Origin of the sequence: Pseudonocardia kujensis, assembly GCF_021283305.1 — a bacterium.
GTDB lineage: Bacteria > Actinomycetota > Actinomycetes > Mycobacteriales > Pseudonocardiaceae > Pseudonocardia > Pseudonocardia kujensis.
On sequence record NZ_JAJSOK010000002.1, the window covers coordinates 257,523 to 280,528 of the forward strand.

Below are 23,006 nucleotides of genomic sequence, written 5' to 3' on the forward strand. Positions count from 1 at the left end.
CACCCCCTCAGGAACCGGACCCGATGACGACCCCCAAGCTGCTCTCCGAGCGCTACCAGCTGGGCGACACGCTCGGCTACGGCGGCATGTCCGAGGTCCATCGCGGGATGGACACGCGGCTGGGCCGGGACGTCGCGATCAAGGTGCTGCGCGCCGACCTCGCGCGCGACCCGCAGTTCCAGCTGCGGTTCCGCCGGGAGGCCCAGAACGCCGCGGCCCTCAACCATCCCGCGATCGTCGCCGTGTACGACACCGGCGAGACCCAGACCGAGTTCGGCCCGCTGCCGTACATCGTCATGGAGTACGTCGACGGCCAGACGCTCCGCGAGATCGTCAAGACCACCGGCCCGCTGTCCCAGCAGCGGGTCATCGAGGTCATGGCCGACGTCTGCGCCGCCCTCGACTTCAGCCACCGGCACAACATCATCCACCGGGACGTCAAGCCCGCGAACATCATGATCACCCGCAACGGCGCGGTGAAGGTGATGGACTTCGGCATCGCCCGCGCGCTGGGCGAGGGGCAGAACGTCACGCAGACGGCGGCCGTCATCGGCACCGCGCAGTACCTCTCCCCGGAGCAGGCGCGCGGCGAGCAGGTCGACGCGCGGTCGGACGTCTACGCCGCGGGCTGTGTGCTCTTCGAGCTGCTCACCGGCGAGCCGCCGTTCACCGGCGACACCCCGGTCGCGGTCGCCTACCAGCACGTGCGGGAGGACCCGCGGCGCCCGTCGGACGTCAACCCGCAGATCCCGCCCGCGCTCGACGCCGTCGTGCTCAAGGCGCTGTCGAAGAACCCGGCCAACCGGTACCAGTCGGCCGCCGAGATGCGCGCCGATCTCATCCGCGTGCGCAACGGCCAGCAGCCGCTCGCGCCGATGGTGATGAGCGAGGACGAGCGCACCGCGCTGCTCGCCGAGCAGACCGCCGCCACCCGGCGGATCTCCGGCGGCGGCCGGCACGCCCCGCCGCCGCCCGCACAGACCTGGGAGGACGAGGAGCCGCGCCGGCGCACCGGGCGCACGGTCGGGATCGTCGTCGCGGTGCTCGCCGCGCTCGGTCTGATCGGCTTCTTCGCCTACCAGGTGTTCGGCGGGCCGGCGCAGCCCGACCAGGTCGCCGTGCCCAACGTCGTCGGGCAGGATCCCGACGCCGCGCGCACCGCCGTCGTCAACGCCGGGCTGCTCGTGGACCTCAAGCAGGAGGCGTCCGACGTGGCGCTGACCAACAAGGTCACGCGCACCGATCCCGGGTCCAACGTGCAGGTCGCCGAGCGCAGCCGCGTCACCATCTACGTGGGCACCGGCCCCGCGTCGGCCACCGTGCCGGCGCTGTCCGGCAAGACCACGGACGAGGCCGCGGCGCTGCTGCAGCAGCGGGGCCTCAAGCTCGGCGAGCAGAACACGCAGGAGACCTCGGACTCGAGTCTCGTCGGCAAGATCATCTCCTCGTCGCCCGCGGCCGGCGTCGACGCGCCGGGCGGCAGCGCCGTCTCGGTCGTCGTCGGCACGAAGCAGACCACCGTCTCGGTGCCGGACGTCAGCGGGCAGAGCGAGGACCAGGCCAAGCAGACGCTGGCCAACTCCGGGTTCACCTCCGTGCAGACGCAGAACGTCGACGGCGGCGGCCAGGAGGGCTCCGTCGTGGGCACCAACCCCGCGGCCGGGACCCGGGTCGCGCCGGGCACCACCATCACGCTGCAGATCTCCCGCGGCAACCAGGTGCAGATGCCCAACGTCGTCGGCCAGTCGGTCAACGACGCCGTCGACCAGCTGCGCTCGGCCGGCATCCGGAACTACCAGCTGCAGGCCACGCAGGTGAACGACTCCTCGCAGAACAACCGGGTGGTCCGGACCGACCCCTCGGCCGGGAAGTCCGTCGACCCGGAGGACACCGTCACACTGGTCGTCGGTCAGTCGTCCGGGAACGGCGGCGGCGGCTTCTTCGGAGGCGGGAACTGATGCGCGTCCTGGTCGTCGACAACTACGACAGCTTCGTCTACAACCTCGTCCAGTACCTCGCGCAGCTCGGCGTCGAGCCGGTCGTCGTGCGCAACGACGCCCTCTCCGCCGGGCTCGACGAGCTCGGTGAGGTGGGCGCGGTGCTGGTCAGCCCCGGCCCCGGCACCCCCGAGGAGGCCGGCCGCAGCATCGACGTCATCAAGGCCGCCGGGGACCGCAACCTGCCGCTGCTGGGGGTCTGCCTCGGCCACCAGGCCATCGGCGTGGCGTGGGGCGGCGTGGTGGAGCGGGCCCCGGAGCTGTTGCATGGCAAGACCTCGCTGGTGTTCCACGAGGGCGTCGGCGTGCTGCGCGGCCTGCCCGGGCCCTTCACGGCCACCCGATACCACTCGCTGTCGATCCGGCCGGACACGCTGCCGGTCGAGCTCGAGGTCACCGGGCGCACGGAGACCGGCCTGATCATGGCGGTGCGGCACAAGGACCTGCCGATCGAGGGTGTCCAGTTCCACCCCGAGTCCGTGCTCACCGAGGGCGGGCACCGGATGCTGGCCAACTGGCTCGCGAGCGCCGGGCACGAGGTGCCCGAGGAGCTCGTCCGCCGGCTCGGCGACGAGGTCGCGGCCCTGACCGCCCAGGTCTGACCCTTCCCCGGCGCGCCGCGCCGGGTACCGGTGTGTCCGATCCGCGGTGTTCGCGCTGATCGCGGGCCTCGTACCGGGCCCGCGCCGCCCGCGCGTCGGCTACGGTGGTCGCGAGCGGTGCGCGCGACCGGCGCGCACCACCCCCGTGTCACCGCACCGATCGCTCCACGAGGTCCCCGATGCCCAAGTCCAAGGTCCGCAAGAAGGTCGCCTACACGCCCCCGGCGGCCGACCGGAAGCCGGTGAAGATCAAGGGCCCCACCCATCCCGCGTACGTCGTCATCATGCTGGGCGTCGGCCTGCTCGGGCTGGCCTGGCTGATCACCGACTACCTGGCCCGCGACGCGATCCCCTTCATGCAGGCGCTGGGCGGCGCGAACTTCCTCGTGGGCTTCGGGCTGATCGTCATCGCGCTGCTCATGTCGATGCGCTGGCGCTAGTCGATCAAGTAGTTACACAGCGTGATCCAGGCCATATCTGCCTCCGCAGGGCTTTGAACAGCGAAAACTACAGGTGTGTTATTCATCCCCACTGTGGACAAGCCCTGTGGATAACCTTGACAGCTACCATGCGTGAGCACCAGTGGGCCCCGACCGCAGGGCTCGTCGCGCTGGCCTGGGTCCTCGCGGCGGGCGCCGTCGGCTGGCTCGTCGTCCTGCTGCTGGGCGACGCCGACCCGGCCGGACGGCTGATCGCCGGCGTCGCCGCACTCGGGCTCGCGTACGCCGCACTGGTGGGCACGATCGCCCGGCCCCGGCTGGCCCTGCACCGCCACGGACTCGAGGTCCGGAGCCTCACCCGCAGGCGGTCGGTCGACTGGCCCGCGGTGCAGCGGGTGCGCGTGCTGCGGACGCGGCGCTTCGGCCGCGAGACCAGCCTCCTCGAGCTGGACCTGCTGGTCGGCGGCGAGGAACGGCTCGTCGTGCTGGGCCGGTTGGACCTGGGCGCCGACCCCGAGGACGTCGCCGAGGTCCTCCGGCCGTATCTCCCCAACCGCTCCTGAACGGTCCAGCCGCTCCTGAACGGCCCGTCGGTCTTCGCTGTGCGGACCGGACGATCATGGGTCCGGGGTGCGCTTCACCCCGGGCTGTGATCACTGTTCCTGGACGAGAAGGGGCGGATCTCGACCCTCTCCGCCCCGGGCTGATGATCACACCCACGGCACGCATCACCCCGGGCTGCGATCGCCGTTCCGGACGAGAAAGGTCGGATCTCGACCCTCCCCACCCGCGACCGATGATCACGACTTGCGGCGCGTCGCACCCCGGCCTGTGATCACTGTTCCTGGACAAGAAAGGTCGGATCTCGCCCCTCCCCGACCCGGGCTGATGATCACGACCCGCGGCACGCATCACCCCCGCCTGTGATCACTGTTCCGGGACAAGAAAGGTCGGATCTCGACCCTCCCCACCCGTGACTGATGATCACGACTTGCGGCGCGTCGCACCCCGGCCTGTGATCACTGTTCCTGGACGAGCAGGGTCGGATCTCGATCCTCCCCGACCCGGGCTGATGATCACGACCCGCGGCACGCATCTCCCCGGGCTGTGATCGCCGTTCCGGGACGAGAAGGGCCGGATTTCGACCCGCTCTGCCCGCGACCGATGATCACGGCCTGGGGCAAGCATCACCCCCGCCTGTGATCACTGTTCCGGGACAAGAAGGTGCGGACCTCGACCCTCCCCACCCGCAACCCATGATCACGGCCTGCGGCACGCACCACCCCGGGCCGTGATCACCGTTCCTGGACGAGAAGGGTCGGATCTCGACCCTCTCCATCCCAGGCTGATGATCACGGCCCGGGGTGCGTGTCCCAGGTCTTGATCACCGCCTATGGACGAGAGTGGTCGAAACTCGACGCTCTGCTTCCCTGACAGGTGATCATGGTTAGGGCTTCGCGTGCCCCCAGGGTGGGATCACCCTGCATGGACCAGGAGGGACGAAAGCCGACCGGCTGGGTCCCGAACAAGTGATCATGACGGCGCCGAGCCTCCCAGCGGTCGGCCTGTCCTCATGAGCCGCAGTCACGGATGACGCACTGCTTCGCCCCGGCGGTGGTGCTGGTCTCGGGGCTCGGGATTCCCTGTCGTGGACGGCGCTTCCTGTGGAAGATCAGCGCCGGCCCGGGCCCAGGTAGTGATCATCGTCGACGGACGGGGACGGTCGAAGCCACCGCGCCCCGGTCGTGATCACCAGCTGTGGACGGGGACGGTCGAAACGCTCTGCGTCCATGACGAATGATCACGGCTGACGGGCCCCTCCCGGGGTGCACCTGGTGGATCCCTGCTGATCACCCTGACGGCCCAGTGATCCTCACCCTCCGCCGAGCGTCGGCGGGCACGCGTGCCACCTCCGGAGGCTCGCCCCGGCGGCCACGGGCTTCCTAGGCTCGATCTGCCGACGAGGAAAGGGAGATCACCATGATCGCCAGGACGCCGATGCGTGGGACCGACGGCTGCTCCACCGGCTGCGGGTGCAGCAAGCCGGAGTGAGCCGGTGGCCGGGGACCGACGATGCTCCCCGGCCCACCCGGGGCACGGACCGGCTCAGACGAAGGCGACCGCGACGGCCCGCCCGGCGATGACCGTGAGCACCGCGACCGTGAGCACGACCAGCGCCCCGGCCTGCAGGACCGTGCGGTTGCGCACGTTCGGCACGTGCACCAGCGCGGCCGTGGCGGCGGCGCCGAGCACCAGCCCGCCGAGATGGCCGACCAGCGAGATCCCCGGCACGACCACGCTCAGCACGAGGTTCACCACGACGAGTCCCACGACCTGGCCGGTCGGGACCCGCAGCCGCCGGGCGACCACGAAGAGCGCGCCCATCAGCCCGAACACGGCGCCCGAGGCGCCGGCGACGAGCGATGCGGGCGGGGAGAACAGCATCACGGCGGCCGCGCCGCCGAGCAGCGCCACCAGGTAGACCGCGAGGAAGCGGACCCGCCCCAGCACGGGCTCGAGCTCCCGCCCGATGATCCACAGCGCCATCATGTTGAACACGAGGTGCAGCGGCCCGTAGTGCAGGAAGCCCGCCGTGAGTGGCCGCCACCAGTCGCCGGTGGCCACCAGCCCCGGGACCAGCACCCACTCGCGGAAGAGCGGCGCGGCCTCGTTGGACCCGATGCTGCGCGCCTGGGCGGCGGTGAACACGTACAGCGCCACGTTGAGCGCCACGAGCACGGGCACCACGAGCGGACGGCCGCCGGGCGCGGCGCCCGCCACCGTCCTTCCCCGCCGGACGCCCCGGCCGCCCTGGTACACGCAGTCGACGCACTGCTGGCCGACCGCGGCGTCGCACAGGCACTCCGGGCACGCTGGCCGGCCGCACCGTGTGCAGCGCAGCCCGGTCGGCCGGTCCGGGTGCCGGGCGCAGGCGGGCAGCGCCGCCGTGGGTTCGGGCGGTCCGGCGGGGTACGTCACCCGGGTCCTACTCGACGTCGATGTGCTGGATCACGACGTCCGTGAGCGGCCGGTCGGCGCGGTCGGTCGCGGTGCTCGCGATGGTGTCGACGACGGCGCGGGACTCGGCGTCGGCCACCTCGCCGAAGATGGTGTGGCGACGGTTGAGGTGCGGCGTCGGGCCCACGGTGATGAAGAACTGCGAGCCGTTGGTGCCGGGCCCCGCGTTCGCCATCGCCAGCAGGTAGGGACGGTCGAACTTGAGCTCGGGGTGGAACTCGTCCCCGAACTGGTAGCCCGGGCCGCCCCGGCCGGTGCCGGTCGGGTCGCCGCCCTGGATCATGAAGCCGCTGATCACGCGGTGGAAGACCGAGCCGTCGTAGAACGGCCCGCTGTCGCCGCCGGCGGCGTTCGGCTGCGAGTACTCCTTCTTGCCGGTCGCGAGACCGACGAAGTTCTCCACCGTCTTGGGCGCGTGGTCCGGGAAGAGGAGGATCCGGATGTCGCCCTCGGACGTCCGCAGCGTCGCGGTCTGCTTCGAGTTGCCTGGTGCAGTCACGTCGTCCATCGTGCCAGGGTCGGTGGGGCACGCCACCCCGGCACACCACGAGCGGAGGCCCCATGAACGCCCCCAGCATCCCCACCGGCACGCGCGAGGCGCTCGGCCGCGCCCGCGACCAGGCGGAGGCCGCTCTGGCCGCGTTGGGCGGGACGGTCGAGGAACTCGCCCACGAGGTCGCCGGCAAGGTGGAGGAGAACCTCCCGGTGCTGGCCGAGCGCGCGGGACGGCTCGCCGGCCAGGCCGAGGCCGTCGCCGGCGCGGCCGCCGCGACGGCCCTCGAACGGCTCGACGAGGGCGTGCTCACCGCCCGCCGCGAGCTGGCCGCCCGGATCGACCCGGGCACCCCGGCCCGGCGCCGCTGGTGGTGGATCGGCGCGGGCCTGCTCGTCACGGCCCTGTCGATCGTCGGGTGGTTCGTGCTGTCCCGGCGCCCGCAGCCCGTCGAGCAGGCCGCCGAGCCGCCGGCGACGAACCCGCCCGCGACCGTCGACGTCGACGTCGAGGACACGGCCGGGTCACCGGCGGCGGCCCGCAACGGTCATTCCTGACCGAGGACCTCCGTGAGGAAGGCCGCGACCGCGCGCTCGTAGCGCTCGGGGTCGGCGTTCCAGGCGGCGGTGTGCTCCACCCCGCCGACCTCGACGTACCGGATGGGCCAGCCGAGCTCGCGGCCGGCCGCGGCGAGCGCGCGACTGGGCCCGACCGGCACCGCGGTGTCCGGCGTGCTGTGCACGAGGAGGGTGGGCGGGCGCCGGGCCGGCGGGTGCCGGAGCAGGTCGAAGTCGTCGAAGTCGATGCCGATCCGGCGGCGGGTGACCGCGGTCGCGATCGGGATCAGCTGCGGTGGCAGCAGCCGGTTCCGGGCCTGCCGGCGCAGCGTCGCCCGCCAGTCGACGAGCGGCGCGTCCCACACCACGGCGTCGACGAGCTCGGCGGCGGGCGAGCGGTCGAGGAAGGCGCCGCCGATCGCCGCGCCCATCGACCAGCCGACGAGCACGATCCGCCGGGCTCCGCGCTCCTGCGCGTACCGGACCGCGGCCTCGAGGTCCTCCCACTCGGTGTCGCCGAGGTGGAAGCGGCCGTCGGGGCTGGGCGGGGCGTCGTCGTCGTTGCGGTAGCTGATCACCAGGCTCGGCAGGCCGAGCCGGTGCAGCGCGGGGAGGATCCGCAGCGCCTCGCGCCGGCGCCCGCCCCGCCCGTGCACGGCGACCGCCCAGACGTCGCGCGGACCCGGGACCTCCCACGCCGGCGCCGGGCCGAGCGGGGTCGCGGCCCGGGCCACGGGGACCGGCAGACCGCGCGCCCCCGGGTCCGGGTCGAACGGTCCGGCGTCGACGACGGCGGGCCCCTCCGGCGGGACGGGCCCGGACAGCAGGGCCCGGCGGACCCCGTGCCGGTCGTCGGCGAGCACGCGGCCGAGCACCGCGAGCCCCTCCTCCCAGCGCAGGCCCCACACCCCGGGCTGGCGGACGAGCCGGCTGCCGGCCAGGGTCACGGCCTCGGCGTCGGCCCGCAGCACCCGCTCGGGATAGGCGACGACCCGCACGGGGTCGAGCAGCACGGCGGCGTAGTGCCGGCCGACGCCGACCGCGCCCGCACCCACCAGTCCCAGCCCCGCGCCGACGCCGGCCGCGAGCAGTCCCCGAACACCCACGCGACCGATCTTCCCGAGTGGACCGGGGCCGCGTCGAGGCGCCCGACGGCGTGACGGGACCGAGATGTTCGCGCCGTCAAGCACCGCCGCTCCCCCGACGTGGTGAAACGCGTGTGACCTGCGTCTTTGCTCCCACCGCATCGGGTGAAGCACGGCGTCGGGGCACAACCCGGTAACGACGGCTTCGTTGGCCCCGCAGATCCACACGCGAGTTACCGATGCCCGACATCCGGTTTCCCCCGATCGGAAGGACCCCCAGTCATGAGCAGTCTCGCCAGGCGCACGCTTGCCACGACGGCCACCGTCGCCGGTGTCGCCGCACTCGGTGCCGCCTTCGCGGGCCAGGCGTTCGCCGCCGACCTGCCGTCGCTGCCCGCGACGCCCGAGCTGCCGACGGAGGCCACCGCCCTGCCCGAGGCCCCGGCGCTGGAGGCCCCGTCGCTCGACTCCGCCCCGCAGCTGCCGACGGACTTCAGCTCCTTCTCGGTGCCGGGTGTCGCGAACCTCGAGACCCCGAACGTGTCCTTCGACAGCAGCGGCAACAGCTCCACCGCGGGTGAGCTCCCGGCTGCCTCGCACGAGGCGGCCCACGACGCGCCGGCGCTGCCGGAGCTCCCGGGGGCCCTGCAGGGCCACCTGCCGAACACGGGTGGCGAGCTCGCCACCCCGCAGGCCACGCTGCCGCTGGCCGGCCCCGAGCTGCCGACCGCACCGCAGCTGCCGACCGCACCGCAGCTGCCGGCCGCGCCGGAGCTGCCGGCTCTGCCCTCGACCGCGGACCAGGACCTCGACACCCAGGACGCCGCGCTTCCCAGCAGTGACCTGGCGGCTCCCTCCGCGGGCGACATCGCCCAGCAGATCGCCGCCCTCGCGGGCTGAGCGTCCGCTCCCCAGGTGCCCGGAACCCCGAACCGGGCGCACCCATTCCGACGCGCCGGCCGGCCCTCCCCCGGGGCCGCCGGCGCGTCGGCCTTTCCGCGGTCCCTGGCTAGCGGACGACGACGCGCCCGTGGATCAGCCCGGTGAGCAGCGGCGCCAGCGCGACCCGCTCCCCGGACACCCGCACCCATCGGGGCCCGCCGTACGGGTCCTGCTCCTCGACCTCGACGACCACGCCCGGCCGCAGCCCGCGCTCGCCGAGGTAGCGCAGGGCGTCGCTGCGCCGGTCCGACACCCGCTCGATCGCGAAGCGGCAACCCTCCGGGGCGACGGCGAGCGGCTGGCCCCAGCTCTCGTCGTGCCGGCCCGCCGCGCCCGGGATGGGATCGCCGTGCGGGTCGTGCGTGGGATGGCCCAGTGCCGCGTCGATCCGGGCCTCCAGCCGGTCGCTCAGTGCGTGCTCGAGCTGCTCGGCCTCCTCGTGCACCTCGTCCCAGGGCATCTCCAGCGCCCGGACCAGGAACGTCTCCAGCAGCCGGTGCCGCCGGACGACCCGCAGCGCCTCGCGCTCGCCGGCCGCGGTGAGGGTGAGGGTGCGGCCCCGGCGGACCAGCTCGCCGTCGGCCAGCCGCTTGACCATGGCCGACACCGACGGCGAGGACACCTGCAGCTCCTTCGCGAGCGCGCCGGTGGTGACGGCCTCCCCGCGCGTGGCCAGCAGGAAGATCGTCTTGAGGTAGTCCTCGACGGCGGGTGTCATGGTCCCCACGTGACGATGTTAGCCGCGCCTGACCTCGGCCGGAGCGCACGTTCGGGGCCTTCCGGCGCGCCCGGCGGTCGGACCGGTCAGGCCGACCTGCGGCCGGCCTCGAGCCGCTGCCGCGCGGCGTCGGTGCGGCCCGTCACAGGAACGCGGCCGGTCGCCCTCGCCAGGCCCATCTCCGGCGTGCCGACGTAGACGCTCTCGGCCTGCGCCACCCGGTAGGTCTCGTGCCACACCCCGACGACCCCTGGTGCCTTCCGCGCGCGCCGGTTGAACGCGGCCCAGGCCGGCCGGTGCGTGGCGGTGCGGTCGCTCGCGTAGGCGTACAGCTTGTCGACCGAGCTCCAGTACTGCACCACGGTCGGTCCCCCGGCGCCGAGCAGTCCACGGAAGCCGAGCAGACCCGAGTCCGGGTCCGTCGCCAGCTCCCGCAGCATCGGCCCCATCGCCAGCAGCGTGGGCAGCCACTGGTCGACCCGCCACCAGCGGTTGATCGTCATGCCGATGAGGAAGACCACCAGCTCGCCTTCGTGGTCGTGGGTCATCCGCCCGCCGTCCGTCCGCACCATCCCGGCCTCCTCAGATAGCAGATAGCGTCGCTGTCCAATAATGGAGAGCAGGAGTATCCGTGTCAAGCGGTGGTGCTGCCCACCAGGCTCGCCCCGGAAGGTCGCCGCGTTGGTGGGTCGCCGCCGTGCGCTCCGAGCCGACGGACCCGCGCCGGAGGTGGCGGACCGGGTGATCGAGGTACCCCTCCTCGGCCCCGTCGCGGTCGACGGGGATGTCCGCGAGGTCGGCCGGAGCAGCGAGCCGGCCCTGTTGGCGTTGCTGGGGCCCTGTTGGCGTTGCTGGCGCTGCAGACCGGCACGGCCGTGCCGACCGCCCCGCGCTGAGGAGCTGCACCCCACCGCGCTCGCGCTGTGGCACGGCGACCGCTCGCCGAGTTTCGCCGACGACGCGTGGGCCGCCCCCGAGCAGGAGCTGCGGCTGACCGTGATCGAGGAACGCGCGACGCTGCGGGCGGCCGACCGGCCGCGACGCCGAGGTCCTCGCCGAGGTGGGACCCCTCGTGGCCGCGCACCCGCTGCGGGAGCGGCGGCGCCGCGAGCGCACCCGAGCGGTCGCCGGGTCGGCCGGCTGACGCACGGGTGCGCGCGGCCCGGCCGATACGGCCGGGCCGTCGTCGCGCGGCGGTGGTTCCGGGGCTACTTCTGGGCGGGCTGCGGGTTGCGCGCCGCCATCTCCTCCGACGCCTTGACCACCTGCACCATGTCGCCGATCTGCAGGTAGTTGAACCAGGCCTCGGCGTCGGCGGGCTCCAGGTGGATGCACCCGGCCGACGACCGGTCGGGGCTGCCGGAGTGGAAGGCGATGCCGCCGTCGTTGAAGAACACCGACCACGGCATGGGCGCCGGGTCACCGTTGGGCAGCCGCGACTCCTGGCTCAGGTGGTCCTTCTCCTTGCGGTACACGCGCAGGGAGTGGCCGACCGGGGTCTCCTGGCCGTTGCCGCCCGACGAGATGCGGACCGGCCCGCGGGTGACCTTCCCGTCCTGGATCAGCCAGGCCTGCTGGGACTCGAGGTCCACGCAGGCCTTGGCCGAGACCGAACAGGGTGTGCCCTCCACGAGCGGTTCCGCGTGCGCCCGCTGCGCGGCGGGCGACTCGGCGAAGGCGGGACCGGCGACGAGGGCCCCGCCGAGCCCGATGGCGGCGACGACGGTGGCGAGCACCGCCCTGCGTCTGCCGGTGCGTGTGGCTGATGCGTAGCGCCGCGTACCCAAGCCCTGCCGCTCCTCGTGTCGGTGTGGTGGCTTCCGAGAGGAAGACGCCCACACACCCTCCGGGGTTGCTCGGTCACGGTACGTAGATCTCCGCCGGGGACCGGGCATCCCCTCCAACGCGCGCCCACCCACACGGGAAACGGCCGCGCCGTGGCCGGTCACCGGCAGGCGCCGAACGGCGGGTGTTCACCCGAATGCCACGTGGTGCAGCCAGAAGGCGAGCAGTCCGGCGTCCCCGGAGACCTCCAGGCCCGCGTCGCCGCGCCGCCGGTAGACGAGCAGGAGGAGCTCGGTGAGCGGCGCCCGGACGGTCACGGCCGCCTCGCCGGTCCCGCGCCGCCAGGTGATGACCGGGCCGGTGAGGTCGAGGAACCACGCCGCGTCCGCATCGGTGGCCTCCAGCGCGAGCGTGCGGCCGGGGGCGAGGAGCTCCCGCTTCTCCGGGCGGAGGTCGAAGTGCTGCGGCAGGACGTCGAGCTCCATCCACTCGTCCACGGCGTCGAGCGCCACCTCCGGCTCCACGACGAACGGGGTGCCGGCGGCGAGCGCGGCATCCGCCCGGTGCATCAGCGTCTCGTGCGCGAACCGCCGGGCCCAGAAACCGGTGCTGCGGAAGTCGAAGGGCGCCCAGACCTCCGCGCTCGGACCGGCGGCCCGCAGGGTCGCGGCCAGCCCGTCGGACCCCTCGCGCAGCCGGTCCGCGGGCAGCGCCCCGCCGTCGTCGCCGAGGACGTCGCGGACGATGGTGTCGTCGAGGAAGTCCGTGGCCCGGGTCCGCACGATCTCCTCGGCCCAGCGGTGGCCGCCGTCGACGTGCCGGGCGAGTGCGCCGAGGGTCCAGCCCGGGCAGGAGGGCACCGGCACGCGCAGGTCGGCGTCGCCGGCGTCGCGGACGAGCAGGTCGGTCTGGGTGACGATCTCGGTGCAATGCCGGTCGAAGTCCATCGGTACCTCCGTGTGGTGGGTCCGTCGGGAGGGTGGTCGGAGCCGGCCCGCCGTTCTCGACATCCCGTCTCGCACGCACCTCCGCCGGGTGGTTGGCTCCCCGACGTGGACCCGATCGAGGAGTGGACCCGGGCGCAGCAGCGGGTCGTGGCGCTGGTGGCGAACGCGCCCGATCCGGAGGTGCGGGTGCCGGCGTGCCCGGACTGGACGGTGCGTGACCTGTTCTCGCACATGGTCGGCCTCGGGGCGGACGTCGTCGCGGGCGACGAGCCCGACGACCACAACGAGACCTGGACCGCCGCCCAGGTCGCGAAGCGGCGCTGGCGCTCCGTGGCCGAGCTGGTGGCCGAGTGGCAGGAGATCGCCGAGCCGCTGCGGGGGTGGATGCACGCGCACGGCGCCCGCCCGCTCGGTGACGTGATCATCCACGAGCAGGACCTGCGCGGCGCCCTGCACGCGCCGGGCGCTCGCGACACCCCCGGCCTGTGGGCGATCCGGGACCGCTTCGCCGATCGGCTGGCCGGGCGGCTGCCCGACGGGCCGTCGGTCGCCCTCGTCGGCGACACGTGGCGGTGGACGCCCACCGGCACCGTCGACGAGGCCCCGGTGCTGGTCCGCGCCTCGGACTTCGACCTCGCCCGCCTGCTGATGACCCGCCGCTCGGCCGCGCAGCTCGCGCGCTGGACCGAGCGGGGCGACGTCGGCCCCTTCCGCGCGGCCTTCGAGTCCCTGGGCCGGCTCCCCGAGCACGACCTGACCGACGCCTAGGAGACCTGGGCCGCTCAGTCGCCGGCGCCGTCGCGCAGGGTCAGGACCACGCGGAGCACGTGCTCCACGGCCGACTCGAACAGCGCCCCGCGCAGCTCGCCGCGGGTCGCGAGGTTCTGCGAGGCGAACTGGAGCATGCGCTCGGGCCCGACCCGGCGCACCACCAGCGCCGCGACCTCCTCCAGGTCGACGCCGGGGTTGTCCAGCCGGGTGAGCGCGAACTCGACGACCAGCTCCTCCTCCGTCACGCTCCCCCCTCTCCCGTGGTCCATCATCCCGCCCACCCGCCGATCCACCACCCGCTGTCGGCGGGGACGCACCCATCGTGGCTCGTCCGGACGCTGGCTGCGGCGGCGCCGCGGCCGGGCAACGGCGTCACCGTCGTGGTCCGGAGCAACCTCACCATCGGCCTGGACGGCGGGCAGACGGCGAACGCCCTGCTCAACACGGTGGTCGGCCAGGTCTTCTCGCTGCCCCCGCAGCCTGCCTCCCCCGCGCCCACGCGGTGAGCTCCTCGTAGGCGGCGGCACGCCGCATCCTCGCCGGCCGCCTCCCGCATCCGTCGGTTCGGTCACCCCTCACGGATTCGTCTCCGCATGTCCACTCTTTCTGGACTTGATCCAGTCAGCTCTTCGTGGTGGGATCGGCGTCGTGCAGAGCCGCGAGGAGATCGAACGTTCCCTTCGTGGTGCTGAGCTGCGTGTCACCGCGCCGCGCAAGGCCGTGCTGTCGGCGGTGCACGAGCACCCGCACGCCGACACCGAGACCTTGATCGCGGCGACCCGGGAGCGGCTCGGGTCGGTGTCGCACCAGGCCGTGTACGACGTCCTGCGCGTCCTCACCGACGCGGGGCTGGTCCGCCGCTTCCAACCGGCGGGGTCGGTCGCGCGCTACGAGGCGCGGGTGGGCGACAACCACCACCACCTCGTGTGCCGCTCCTGCGGCACGGTGAGCGACGTCGACTGCGCCGTCGGCCAGACGCCCTGTCTGACCGCGTCCGACGACGCCGGCTTCGAGATCCACGAGGCCGAGGTCGTCTACTGGGGCCTCTGCCCCGCCTGCCGAACCCCGCCCGTGGGCCGCTGAGCGCGGCCTCCACCGACCAGACCGCACCCACCACCGGCCGGCCCTCCAGGACCGGCGTCCCCGTGAGGAAGGACCTGACGTGACCGACCCGAAGCCCCGCGACACCTCCGCGAGCCCGCAGGGCACCGACACCACCGCGAGCCGGAGCGAGAGCGAGAACCCGGCCCTCGCCGGGCCCACCCCCCACGCCGAGCACCGGCCCCGGACCAACCGCGACTGGTGGCCGAACCAGGTCGACCTGTCCGTCCTCACCCGGACCTCGCGTGAGTCGGACCCGCTCGGCGACGACGACTTCGACTACAAGAAGGCCGTCTCCCAGCTCGACTTCGAGGCCGTCAAGGCCGACATCATCGAGGTCATGCACACCTCGCAGGACTGGTGGCCGGCGGACTGGGGTCACTACGGCCCGCTGTTCATCCGCATGTCCTGGCACGCCGCCGGCACCTACCGTCAGCACGACGGCCGCGGTGGCGCCGGCGAGGGCGCCCAGCGCTTCGCCCCGCTCAACAGCTGGCCGGACAACGGCAACCTCGACAAGGCCCGCCGCCTGCTGCTGCCGGTCAAGCAGAAGTACGGCCGGAGCCTCTCCTGGGCGGACCTGCTGGTGCTCGCCGGCAACGTGGCCCACGAGGACATGGGCTTCGAGACCTTCGGCTTCGCCTTCGGCCGCCCGGACGTGTGGCAGCCGGACGAGGTCTTCTGGGGTCCGGAGGACACCTGGCTCGGCGACGAGCGCTACAGCGGCGACGCCCCGCTCGAGCTCGAGGGCGCCCTCGGTGCCGTCACCATGGGCCTCATCTACGTCAACCCGGAGGGCGCGAAGGGCGAGGGGGACCCGCTCGCCACGGCCCACGACATCCGGGTGACCTTCGGCCGGATGGCGATGAACGACGAGGAGACCGTCGCGCTCATCGCCGGCGGCCACACCTTCGGCAAGGCGCACGGTGCCGGGAACCCCGACCTCGTCGGCCCGGAGCCGGAGGGCTGCCCGGTGTTCTCCGGCGGCCTGGGCTGGAAGAACCAGAACGGCACCGGCAAGGGCGCCGATACCATCACCAGCGGCCTCGAGGGCGCCTGGACCCCGAACCCCACCCAGTGGGACAACGGCTACTGGGACATGCTGTTCGGCTTCGAGTGGGAGCTCACCCAGAGCCCCGCGGGCGCCAAGCAGTGGAAGCCCAAGGAGGCCGAGGGCCAGGAGCTCGTGCCCGACGCGCACATCCCGGGCAAGAAGAACCCGCCGATGATGGCCACGAGCGACCTCTCGCTGCTCGCCGACCCGGAGTACCGCAAGATCTCCGAGCGGTTCCGGGACAACCCCGAGGAGTTCGCCGAGGCCTACCGTCGGGCGTGGTTCAAGCTCCTGCACCGTGACATGGGCCCCGTCTCGCGCTACGTCGGCCCGTGGGTGCCGCAGGAGGTCCAGCTCTGGCAGGACCCGGTTCCGGCCGTCGACCACGAGCTGCTGTCGGAGGCCGACGCCGCCGAGCTCAAGAAGCAGATCCTGGCGTCGGGCCTGTCGGTCTCCCAGCTCGTGCACACGGCCTGGTCGTCCGCCGCGTCGTTCCGCACCACCGACAAGCGCGGCGGCGCGAACGGCGCCCGGCTGCGCCTCGAGCCGCAGGCGAGCTGGGCGGTCAACGCCGGGACGGCCGAGGTCATCGCCAAGCTGGACGAGGTCCGGCAGGCCTTCGGCAAGCCCGTCTCGCTCGCCGACACGATCGTCCTGGGCGGCGCCGCGGCCGTCGAGAAGGCCGCCGCCGACGCGGGTGTGACCATCACCGTGCCGTTCGCGCCCGGCCGCACCGACGCCTCGCAGGAGCAGACGGACGTCGAGACGTTCGCCTTCCTCGAGCCCCGTGCCGACGGGTTCCGCAACTGGATCTCGCCGAACGTGAAGCTGGAGCCGGAGGCGCTGCTCGTCGACCGGGCCTACAACCTCGAGCTCTCGGCGAAGGACCTGACCGTGCTGGTCGGCGGCCTGCGCGTGCTGGCGGCGAACACCGGCGGCACGCAGCACGGCGTCTTCACCGACCGGCCGGGCGTCCTGTCGCAGGACTTCTTCCGCAACCTGCTCGACCTCGGCGTGGAGTGGAGCACGTCGAAGGACCAGGAGGGCGTCTACGAGGCCCGCGACGCCGACGGCAACGTCGTCCGCACCGCCACCGCGGTCGACCTGGTCTTCGGCTCGAACTCGATCCTGCGCGGCATCGTCGAGGTCTACGGCGCCGACGACGCCAAGGAGAAGTTCGTCCGCGACTTCGTCAAGGCGTGGGACAAGGTCATGAACCTGGACCGGTTCGACCTGCGGTAAGCAGGCACCCGTCCGCCGACGCCCCGGTCCGCCGCACCCGCGGTGGGCCGGGGCGTTGCGGTCTTGGGCGATCTGGTCGGGACGAGGGGAGTCGAACCGCTGATCCCGCGCGGGAGGGCCACGCGGAACCCTGCGTCGGCAGCGCATCGGAGCGGACCGGGCGGCCGCGCGGCGAGGTGCAGTCAGCCTTCGGACGGATGCGCAACACCTTCACCTGCTCGTCGTCGAACTCCTCGAAGTGGAACTGAAGCCCGGCGAACGGGCTGCCCGGGAAGTCACCGGAGATCGTGCAGGTCACGACCAGTGCGTTCGCGGAAGGCTCGACCTCGGTGACCGTGTGGGTGACGAGCGGGCCGCCGGCGCGCCAGGCGGCCGCGTAGCCCAGGGTCGCATCGAACAGGGGCATGGTGCGCTGGATCGTTCCGCACGACCTGCTCGACGACGGTTCCCACCCCCTCGGGAGTCGTCGCGTCCGCTGCGACGAACGAGGACGGATCGGTGCCGCCGGCCGGCAGGGACCTCGCCGTCACCGTCACGTCCGCGCCGGCCGCGCGCAGCCGCTGCGCGACGGCGGCGCCGGTGCCCTTCGTGCCCCCGGTGACCCCACCGGACGCCGGGTCGACGGCGAGGGGTTCGTCTTCGCCGCCGGTCCCGCGGCCGGCGCGCCCTTCCGCAACCGCTACGCCGGCGTCGGCGCTGCGCCGCACGCCTCTCCACCTGCCGCAGGGGACTGACGGACCCTTCCCGGCGATCTGCGGCCGCCCGGGTTCGGTCGCTCTCGGGCAGCGCGATCGGGTCCTGGAGGATGTACGGTCGCGTTCTCGTCGTCAGCGTCGACCTCTGGGATGCAGCGGCGGGAGTCGCCCCCTGCCTCCCTGCTCGACCGGTCAGGACGAGTCGGTGTCGGTGGTCGTGATGAGCCCGCCCGCCTGCACGCGCTGGTTCAGCTCCGTGTTCATGCGCCGGGCGTCCTCGAGCTGGTCCTCCAGGACGACGATGCGGCACGCCGCCTCCACCGCCGTGCCCTCGTCGACCAGTGCCCGGACCCGAGCGGCCAACCGCAGCTGGTACCGGGAGTAGCGACGATGGCCCCCGGACGAGCGCTGCGGGACGAGCAGCTTCGCCTCGTCCAGGCTGCGCAGGAATCCCGCCGTCGTGCCGAGCATCTCGGCCGCTCGGCCCATCGTGTAGGCGGGGTAGTGCTCGTCGTCGAACTTGTCCGCCGCGGTTCTGGGGTCTTGGGTCATTCCACCTCCACAGACGAGGGGCCCCGGTGCAGTCGCACCGGGGCCCCGAGGGTTGAGCTCTTCACACCATCTACCGACTCGAAGGTCGGCTTCCTCGACTCGCAGAACTTCGAACAACGACTCCTGCGAGACAACGCATCCGCGTGGTAACCGAGAATCACCTTCCGTTCCGACGAGCGGGTACCCACTCGGCCCTCGAGGGCCGCAGCAGGTCTGACAGTGGTGCTGTTTTCCCTTCTCCTCCGTGTTGCGACTTGCTGGTGTTGCGACTTGCCGGTGTTGCTTCGCGGGTAGTTACGTCATCTCCCGCGCCGATCGTCTCTTCGCTCTGGCATACAGGAGGTTACACACAGCCGTGCGTGGATGTCTACCTCGGAGAGATGAGATTTTCTGGTCCAGGTAGAGGCGCCGGCGCCACGGACGGTCAAGGCCGCTCACCGCCCCCTGACTCCCCGGGGACGAGCCGCCAGGTGCCGGCCGCGATTGGTCCGGCCGCCCGGCTCACGGGGATGCATGCTCCTGGCTGGCCCCGTGGTGGGCCTCCCGGCCGCCCGACCCGCCGTACCAGTCGAGGCAGAGCACGGTGGCGTCGTCGCGCAGGTTTCCGCCGGTGATCCGGAGCACGGCCGCGCCGAGCGCGTGCACGACCTCGCGCGGATGCAGGTGGGCCGTGTTCCGAAGCGTGGTGTGAAAGTCCAGGTCGGCGGCGTGCCGCTCGAGCATGCCGTCCGTGACGAACACGATCCGGTCGCCGGGTTCGAGCGCGAGCGACTGCACCTGGAAGGACCTGCCTGGCTCGAGGCCGAACGGCATGTCGATGGCCAGCTTGATCTCCTCGACCCGACCCCGGCGCAGCCGCAGCGGGCCCGGGTGGCCGGCGTTGACGATGATCGCGGACTCGCGGTCCAGGTCGACCCGGATGACCTGGCCGGTGACGAACCAGCCCACCGGGGAGTACGCCGCGAGCTCGTCGTTGGCGCTGACGACCTGCGAATGCAGGTCACTTCCCGCCCGTCGAGCGTTACGCAGCGCGCTGACGAGGACCGTGGCGAGCATCGCCGCTTCCACGTCGTGGCCAGCGGCGTCGGTGATCGAGAGGTGCAGGGTTCCCCGGTCGAGGGCATAGTCGAAGGTGTCGCCGCCGACGGTGCTGGCGGGTTCGAGCCAGCCGGCGAGGGTGCACTGCCCCGCCTCGCAGGTGAACGCGGCCGGTAGGAGCCGGCGCTGGATCTCGGCCGACAGCGACAGGGCGGTGGTGCGTTGTCCCCACTCGAACAGATCCGTGTAGCGCCGGTTGACGACCACGATGTGGCCGAGCAGGTGTCCGATTCCCGCGATGTCCGCGATCTGCCGAGTGGTCGGGCGGGTGGTGAGCACGAGATCCATCGCGCCGATGGCGTCTCCGCGCACGGTCACCGGAGCGGTCACCTGGATGCCCTCGTCGAGCTCGCGGACCACGACCTGCTGAGTGCGCAGCACCTCCTCGTACACGGTTCCCGCCAGGGGCACCGACTCCGCGTTCTCGCTGCCCTGCACCCGCCCACCCGCCGCGCCCGGAGTGCGCCCGAGGCGGACGAGGATCCGGCCGCTGTAGTCCGCGACGAGAAGGCTGACCTCACGCGCTCCCAGCATCCTCGCGAGCTCGTCGGCAGCGACGTCGATCGCGTCGACCGGCGGGGCCGCCTCGACACGCTCCAACAGCGTGCGAAGATCCGGCACCCACCCCTCCCAGTCAGACATGGCGGTGAGCATAGGATCGATCCGCTAGGTTCCGGCCGGAACGAGATGCGCCACCTGACGGCACAGCCGCAGAGTCCCCTTGCGCAGGCACCGGAGCGCAGCCGCAGCTACATTCACGAGTCATGTACGACAGCGAGGGCAAGCCGACTCGCCCAGCGAACGAACCAGCATCGATCAGCCTCGCAGAGCGCGCCGACGCCGTCGTCATCGCCGTAGCCGGAGAACTCGACTACACGACCACGCCCTCCCTCCGAAAGGCCATCGCAGACGCCCTCGACCGGCTGAGCACCCGGCCGTTGGTCCTCGATCTGACCGGAGTGACCTTGCTGGGGTCGGCCGGCCTCGCGACCCTGGTGGACAGCGCTGCTGAAGCCGAGCACCAGCTCACCACCGCCGGCCCCTTTCGCATCGTCGTCGACGGCACCCGGCCGGTCATCCGATCGATCCAGGTCAGCGGGCTCGACCAGCTGCTCAAGCTCTACCACGACGTCGAGGACGCGCTCGCCGACCATCAGTAGAAGGCCAGTCAGCCGCTGGTGGAGTCGCCTGTTCAGGGCCGCCGTCGCCGCGTCCGCGTTGCCTCCGCTGCCCATGACCACGCACCGTTCGCAGTCATCGTCGTGGTCAACGAGTCCACAAGGGACGACTTGTCGCGCCTGTCGTGTCAGCCCGTGGCGTCGTCGCTAGCCGGTGGGCAGGCGCAGTCGCTGATATCGGCTGGCGAAGCGGCCGGGATGGGCAAAGCCCCACCGGGCGGCGATGGTGTCGACGGTGTCACCGCGGGTGGGGTCGGCCGTCTGCAGGTCGGTGTGGGCCCGGGCGAGCCGGACATGGCGCAGGTGCTCCAGGGGACTGCGCCCGTAGTGCCGGCGGAACAGTTGCTGCAGCCCGCGCGGGCCGATCCGGGCGGCGGTGGCGATGTCGGTCAGCCCGATCGGGCGCTGGGCGTTGTCGTCGATGAACGCCAGCCCCCTGCGCAGCGCGGCGGGCGCGGCCGACCCCCATCCGAGTGCGGGCCGGTCGTGCAGGGCTGCCAGCGCCGTGTTGGGGGAAAACCGTCAGCATGCCCGTCGCGAGGGTACGGAAGGCCTCGTCGACCAGGGGCTCGGCGGCGGCGGCCGGGTTACCCAGCACCTCCTCGCGCACGTGGGCCACGGTCGCCGCCCAGTAGCGCGCCGACGCCGGCGAGACCGGCTCGAGGCTGGTGAAGCGGAGCGCCTCGGGGATGATCCCGCTGACGCCCGCAGCATGATCGGCGACTCGGTCGCGGTCCAGGGTCAACGGGGCGAGGTCGATCTCCTCGCTGGTGGCCCGCCAGGGCGTGTGCGGCGGGACCAGACAGATGTCCCCGGCCACGGTGAGCAGTTCGGCCCCGGCCGTGCGGAAGGACAACCGGCCTGCGTGGATCTGCTCGACGCACAGCAGCCCACCCAGCGGCCCGGCGTAGTCGACGGTGACCGAGCACTGGAACCGGGTCACCGCGAAGTCGGCGGTGCTGCGGATGTTCTGGGAGAACGCGAACCCGTCGGTATCGCCGGAGATGCGCACCCCGCCGGTGACCCGGTAGCTGTCGCGGATCACCGCGGCGGCCTCGTCCGGGTCGGACGTGCTGAAGTCGATCCGATCAATCTGATCCATCGACCCACCTCCGCTCCGACCCGAAGCGTTCCACGTCGAAGGCGCCGTCGACCCCACCACCCGGCGCAACGTCGCTGCGACAGGGAGCCAACCCGCACTCCCAAGGCGACCCCCAGTGACCAATACAGGGCTGGGAGTTGGCAGGTGTTCCCCGACGCCATCACCGAGCCCGGACACGAAGCGCTGCGGCGCAGCGGCGGAGCTCGGCGTAGAGACGCTCGAGGACGTGCGTGGTGACCTTGCCGATCGCCTCGGCCTCGTCGATCTCCCACCAGCGATTCCGCTGGTGAGCGGTGGTGGAGACGAGGGGAATCGAACCCCTAACCCCCGCCTTGCAAAGGCGGTGCTCTGCCAATTGAGCTACGTCCCCGTGGGACCCACGCTACCGCGTGCGACCCGAGGTACAGGCGTTCACTTCGTGGCTTCGTGCCAGGGGTCCTCGCCGGGACGGCTCTTGACCTTCAGGAGGACCAGGAGGGCGGCGCCGGCTGCGGCGACGAGAGCGAGGATCTTCTTCACGTCGATCACCTTCGGAGCCGGTGCCGGGAGGAGTGGGCCTAGCTGGATTTGAACCAGCGACCTCATCGTTATCAGCGATGCGCTCTAACCAACTGAGCTATAGGCCCTTGCGGCAGGAACGACGATACAGGAGCCCCCGCGGCCCTCCCGCACCGGCCCCTCGAACCGGGGCGGGAGGCGTATCCGCAGGTGGGCGGCCCGTCGCGGGGCCGCCACGGGCGCGGACCTCAGTCGCGCTCGGAGAGCGTGACCTCGATCCCACCGACGAGGTCGGCGGAGACGTTGTAGACGAACGCGCCCACGGTGAGCGCGACCGCGAACAGCAGGCTGTTGATCGCGCCGATGATCGCGGCGAAGCCGAAGACGCTGCCGGCGCTGATGAGCGAGCCGCCGCCGCTCTGGCCACCGCCGGAGACGAGGTCGGCGTAGGTGCCGTTGAGCCGGTCCCAGACCCCCATGCCGTCGAGCACGCCGTAGAGCACGCCGACCGCGACGAGCCAGATGAAGAACAGCACCACGGCCAGCACCAGCGCCAGCTTGAGCACCGACCACGGGTCGAACCGCTTGACCTGCAACAGCGCCTGCCGCGGGGCCCGGCCGGCCACGTTCGGCACCTCGGCGTGGACCTCGGCCCGGGAACCGCCCGGGAAGGTCGCGGTCCCCGAGGCGGCGGAGGCCGCCGCGGCGTCCGGCGTCCCGTCCGACGACCGGCTCCGGTCGATGTAGGCCGTGGGCGCCTCGCTGAGAAGCGAGTCCACCGCGGGCGAGCGCTGCGGGCCGGGCCGAGGCGTGCGCGCCGTCTCCGCACCCTCCTCGCCCTGCGCTCGTCGCCACGGCGGCGGCGTGGCCGCGGTGCCGGGGTGGGCCTCCTGGGTCTCCCCCACCTCCGCGCCCTCGGACCCCGGTGCGGCGGCCGGGCTCGACGCGGCCTCCGGCCGCGGGCTCGGCACCGGCCGGGCCGAGGCACCCTCGGTCTCCGCCGACGCGGCCGCCGCACCCGCGGACCTCGCGGATCCGTTCGACCCCGACCCGTTGGCCGAGGTCCCGGACGGCGCCGCCGATGCGGACGACGCGGCCCCGTTCACGGCCGGCCCCGCCTCGGCCGCCGCG

General features: G+C 72.7%; 24 protein-coding genes, 2 tRNA genes and 1 pseudogene. 11 read left to right on the forward strand and 16 right to left on the reverse strand.

Annotation, left to right across the window (positions count from 1 at the left end; genetic code table 11):
• The first annotated feature begins 23 nt into the window (after positions 1–23).
• From pknB to LWC35_RS02885, 4 genes are all read left to right on the forward strand, one after another.
• A complete protein-coding gene (pknB, locus tag LWC35_RS02870; RefSeq protein WP_232868278.1) occupies positions 24–1,958 on the forward strand; it encodes a Stk1 family PASTA domain-containing Ser/Thr kinase in 1,935 nt (644 codons plus the stop codon).
• Entirely contained in the window at positions 1,958–2,599 is a 642-nt protein-coding gene (locus LWC35_RS02875; protein ID WP_232868279.1) for an aminodeoxychorismate/anthranilate synthase component II, read from the forward strand. The genes pknB and LWC35_RS02875 overlap by 1 nt, the downstream gene beginning before the upstream one ends.
• Before the next feature lie 179 nt (positions 2,600–2,778).
• A complete protein-coding gene (gene crgA / locus LWC35_RS02880; RefSeq protein WP_232868280.1) occupies positions 2,779–3,039 on the forward strand; it encodes a cell division protein CrgA in 261 nt (86 codons plus the stop codon).
• Positions 3,040–3,167: 128 nt separating this feature from the next.
• Entirely contained in the window at positions 3,168–3,602 is a 435-nt protein-coding gene (locus tag LWC35_RS02885) for a PH domain-containing protein (RefSeq protein WP_232868281.1), read from the forward strand.
• Positions 3,603–5,145: 1,543 nt separating this feature from the next.
• Here the strand turns inward: LWC35_RS02885 and LWC35_RS02890 are convergent.
• Both LWC35_RS02890 and LWC35_RS02895 read right to left on the reverse strand, forming a co-directional pair.
• On the reverse strand, positions 5,146–6,018 hold the full coding sequence (locus LWC35_RS02890; RefSeq protein WP_232868282.1) for a rhomboid family intramembrane serine protease: 873 nt from the start codon (positions 6,016–6,018) through the stop codon (positions 5,146–5,148).
• A 7-nt stretch (positions 6,019–6,025) separates the two neighbouring features.
• Positions 6,026–6,565 carry a peptidylprolyl isomerase gene (locus tag LWC35_RS02895; protein ID WP_232868283.1) on the reverse strand — a complete coding sequence of 180 codons (540 nt, stop codon included), beginning with the start codon at positions 6,563–6,565 and terminating at the stop codon, positions 6,026–6,028.
• A 53-nt stretch (positions 6,566–6,618) separates the two neighbouring features.
• Here LWC35_RS02895 and LWC35_RS02900 point away from each other — a divergent pair, with 53 nt between their 5' ends.
• Positions 6,619–7,107 carry a hypothetical protein gene (locus tag LWC35_RS02900; protein WP_232868284.1) on the forward strand — a complete coding sequence of 163 codons (489 nt, stop codon included), beginning with the start codon at positions 6,619–6,621 and terminating at the stop codon, positions 7,105–7,107.
• Here LWC35_RS02900 and LWC35_RS02905 read toward each other — a convergent pair.
• Positions 7,098–8,213, reverse strand: coding sequence for an alpha/beta hydrolase family protein (locus LWC35_RS02905; protein WP_232868285.1), 1,116 nt, complete (start codon positions 8,211–8,213; stop codon positions 7,098–7,100). The two genes, LWC35_RS02900 and LWC35_RS02905, sit on opposite strands and share 10 nt — an antisense overlap.
• 261 nt (positions 8,214–8,474) lie before the next feature.
• On the opposite strand from LWC35_RS02905, the gene LWC35_RS02910 reads away from it, so the two are divergent.
• The gene (locus LWC35_RS02910; protein ID WP_232868286.1) at positions 8,475–9,092 is read left to right on the forward strand and encodes a prolipoprotein diacylglyceryl transferase; all 618 of its coding nucleotides are present in this window, start codon (positions 8,475–8,477) and stop codon (positions 9,090–9,092) included.
• A gap of 109 nt (positions 9,093–9,201) precedes the next feature.
• On the opposite strand, the gene LWC35_RS02915 is transcribed toward LWC35_RS02910, so the two are convergent.
• The 4 genes from LWC35_RS02915 to LWC35_RS02930 form a co-directional block, all read right to left on the reverse strand.
• Entirely contained in the window at positions 9,202–9,852 is a 651-nt protein-coding gene (locus tag LWC35_RS02915) for a metal-dependent transcriptional regulator (RefSeq protein WP_232868321.1), read from the reverse strand.
• Positions 9,853–9,938: 86 nt separating this feature from the next.
• Entirely contained in the window at positions 9,939–10,424 is a 486-nt protein-coding gene (locus LWC35_RS02920; RefSeq protein WP_232868287.1) for a DUF4188 domain-containing protein, read from the reverse strand.
• A gap of 636 nt (positions 10,425–11,060) precedes the next feature.
• A complete protein-coding gene (locus LWC35_RS02925) occupies positions 11,061–11,588 on the reverse strand; it encodes a L,D-transpeptidase (RefSeq protein ID WP_232868288.1) in 528 nt (175 codons plus the stop codon).
• Positions 11,589–11,825: 237 nt separating this feature from the next.
• Complete coding sequence (locus LWC35_RS02930) at positions 11,826–12,584, reverse strand: maleylpyruvate isomerase family mycothiol-dependent enzyme (RefSeq protein ID WP_232868289.1); 759 nt, start codon at positions 12,582–12,584, stop codon at positions 11,826–11,828.
• 105 nt (positions 12,585–12,689) lie between these two features.
• On the opposite strand from LWC35_RS02930, the gene LWC35_RS02935 reads away from it, so the two are divergent.
• Positions 12,690–13,352: a maleylpyruvate isomerase N-terminal domain-containing protein gene (locus LWC35_RS02935; RefSeq protein WP_232868290.1), complete on the forward strand. Its 663-nt coding sequence runs from the start codon at positions 12,690–12,692 to the stop codon at positions 13,350–13,352.
• Between the two features lie 14 nt (positions 13,353–13,366).
• On the opposite strand, the gene LWC35_RS02940 is transcribed toward LWC35_RS02935, so the two are convergent.
• Positions 13,367–13,600 (reverse strand): hypothetical protein, encoded by a 234-nt coding sequence (locus LWC35_RS02940; protein ID WP_232868291.1) that lies wholly within the window; start codon positions 13,598–13,600, stop codon positions 13,367–13,369.
• Positions 13,601–13,615: 15 nt separating this feature from the next.
• On the opposite strand from LWC35_RS02940, the gene LWC35_RS02945 reads away from it, so the two are divergent.
• The 3 genes from LWC35_RS02945 to katG all read left to right on the forward strand — a co-directional run bounded on the left by LWC35_RS02945 (position 13,616) and on the right by katG (position 16,752).
• Positions 13,616–13,861, forward strand: a complete 246-nt coding sequence (locus LWC35_RS02945; RefSeq protein ID WP_232868292.1) for a hypothetical protein — start codon at positions 13,616–13,618, stop codon at positions 13,859–13,861.
• Between the two features lie 142 nt (positions 13,862–14,003).
• Positions 14,004–14,438: a Fur family transcriptional regulator gene (locus tag LWC35_RS02950; protein WP_232868293.1), complete on the forward strand. Its 435-nt coding sequence runs from the start codon at positions 14,004–14,006 to the stop codon at positions 14,436–14,438.
• 79 nt (positions 14,439–14,517) lie between these two features.
• Positions 14,518–16,752, forward strand: a complete 2,235-nt coding sequence (gene katG, locus LWC35_RS02955; RefSeq protein WP_232868294.1) for a catalase/peroxidase HPI — start codon at positions 14,518–14,520, stop codon at positions 16,750–16,752.
• A gap of 887 nt (positions 16,753–17,639) precedes the next feature.
• Here the strand turns inward: katG and LWC35_RS02960 are convergent.
• A complete protein-coding gene (locus LWC35_RS02960; protein ID WP_232868295.1) occupies positions 17,640–17,999 on the reverse strand; it encodes a MerR family transcriptional regulator in 360 nt (119 codons plus the stop codon).
• Between the two features lie 501 nt (positions 18,000–18,500).
• On the reverse strand, positions 18,501–19,739 hold the full coding sequence (locus LWC35_RS02965) for a PP2C family protein-serine/threonine phosphatase (protein WP_232868296.1): 1,239 nt from the start codon (positions 19,737–19,739) through the stop codon (positions 18,501–18,503).
• Positions 19,740–19,861: 122 nt separating this feature from the next.
• On the opposite strand from LWC35_RS02965, the gene LWC35_RS02970 reads away from it, so the two are divergent.
• Positions 19,862–20,257, forward strand: coding sequence for an anti-sigma factor antagonist (locus tag LWC35_RS02970; protein ID WP_232868297.1), 396 nt, complete (start codon positions 19,862–19,864; stop codon positions 20,255–20,257).
• A 165-nt stretch (positions 20,258–20,422) separates the two neighbouring features.
• On the opposite strand, the gene LWC35_RS40775 is transcribed toward LWC35_RS02970, so the two are convergent.
• The 6 genes and pseudogenes from LWC35_RS40775 to LWC35_RS41220 form a co-directional block, all read right to left on the reverse strand.
• Positions 20,423–20,776: a helix-turn-helix transcriptional regulator gene (locus tag LWC35_RS40775; protein ID WP_372462986.1), complete on the reverse strand. Its 354-nt coding sequence runs from the start codon at positions 20,774–20,776 to the stop codon at positions 20,423–20,425.
• Between the two features lie 31 nt (positions 20,777–20,807).
• Positions 20,808–21,377, reverse strand: a pseudogene (locus LWC35_RS02975) (AraC-like ligand-binding domain-containing protein); the annotation flags it as partial.
• 294 nt (positions 21,378–21,671) lie between these two features.
• Positions 21,672–21,747, reverse strand: a tRNA-Ala gene (locus tag LWC35_RS02980).
• A 41-nt stretch (positions 21,748–21,788) separates the two neighbouring features.
• Positions 21,789–21,896 carry a DLW-39 family protein gene (locus LWC35_RS40080; RefSeq protein WP_232868299.1) on the reverse strand — a complete coding sequence of 36 codons (108 nt, stop codon included), beginning with the start codon at positions 21,894–21,896 and terminating at the stop codon, positions 21,789–21,791.
• A 33-nt stretch (positions 21,897–21,929) separates the two neighbouring features.
• A tRNA-Ile gene (locus LWC35_RS02990) sits at positions 21,930–22,003 on the reverse strand.
• A gap of 120 nt (positions 22,004–22,123) precedes the next feature.
• Positions 22,124–22,780, reverse strand: a complete 657-nt coding sequence (locus LWC35_RS41220) for a DUF3566 domain-containing protein (protein WP_443690200.1) — start codon at positions 22,778–22,780, stop codon at positions 22,124–22,126.
• Positions 22,781–23,006 lie beyond the last annotated feature (226 nt).

Bases quoted from the DNA above. Each gene is read 5' to 3' on its own strand.
- pknB (WP_232868278.1), top strand. From the start codon at position 24: ATGACGACCCCCAAGCTGCTCTCCGAGCGCTACCAGCTGGGCGACACG.
- LWC35_RS02875 (WP_232868279.1), top strand. From the start codon at position 1,958: ATGCGCGTCCTGGTCGTCGACAACTACGACAGCTTCGTCTACAACCTC.
- crgA (WP_232868280.1), top strand. From the start codon at position 2,779: ATGCCCAAGTCCAAGGTCCGCAAGAAGGTCGCCTACACGCCCCCGGCG.
- LWC35_RS02885 (WP_232868281.1), top strand. From the start codon at position 3,168: ATGCGTGAGCACCAGTGGGCCCCGACCGCAGGGCTCGTCGCGCTGGCC.
- LWC35_RS02895 (WP_232868283.1), bottom strand. From the start codon at position 6,565: ATGGACGACGTGACTGCACCAGGCAACTCGAAGCAGACCGCGACGCTG.
- LWC35_RS02900 (WP_232868284.1), top strand. From the start codon at position 6,619: ATGAACGCCCCCAGCATCCCCACCGGCACGCGCGAGGCGCTCGGCCGC.
- LWC35_RS02910 (WP_232868286.1), top strand. From the start codon at position 8,475: ATGAGCAGTCTCGCCAGGCGCACGCTTGCCACGACGGCCACCGTCGCC.
- LWC35_RS02915 (WP_232868321.1), bottom strand. From the start codon at position 9,852: ATGACACCCGCCGTCGAGGACTACCTCAAGACGATCTTCCTGCTGGCC.
- LWC35_RS02920 (WP_232868287.1), bottom strand. From the start codon at position 10,424: ATGGTGCGGACGGACGGCGGGCGGATGACCCACGACCACGAAGGCGAG.
- LWC35_RS02930 (WP_232868289.1), bottom strand. From the start codon at position 12,584: ATGGACTTCGACCGGCATTGCACCGAGATCGTCACCCAGACCGACCTG.
- LWC35_RS02960 (WP_232868295.1), bottom strand. From the start codon at position 17,999: ATGACCCAAGACCCCAGAACCGCGGCGGACAAGTTCGACGACGAGCAC.
- LWC35_RS02965 (WP_232868296.1), bottom strand. From the start codon at position 19,739: ATGTCTGACTGGGAGGGGTGGGTGCCGGATCTTCGCACGCTGTTGGAG.
- LWC35_RS02970 (WP_232868297.1), top strand. From the start codon at position 19,862: ATGTACGACAGCGAGGGCAAGCCGACTCGCCCAGCGAACGAACCAGCA.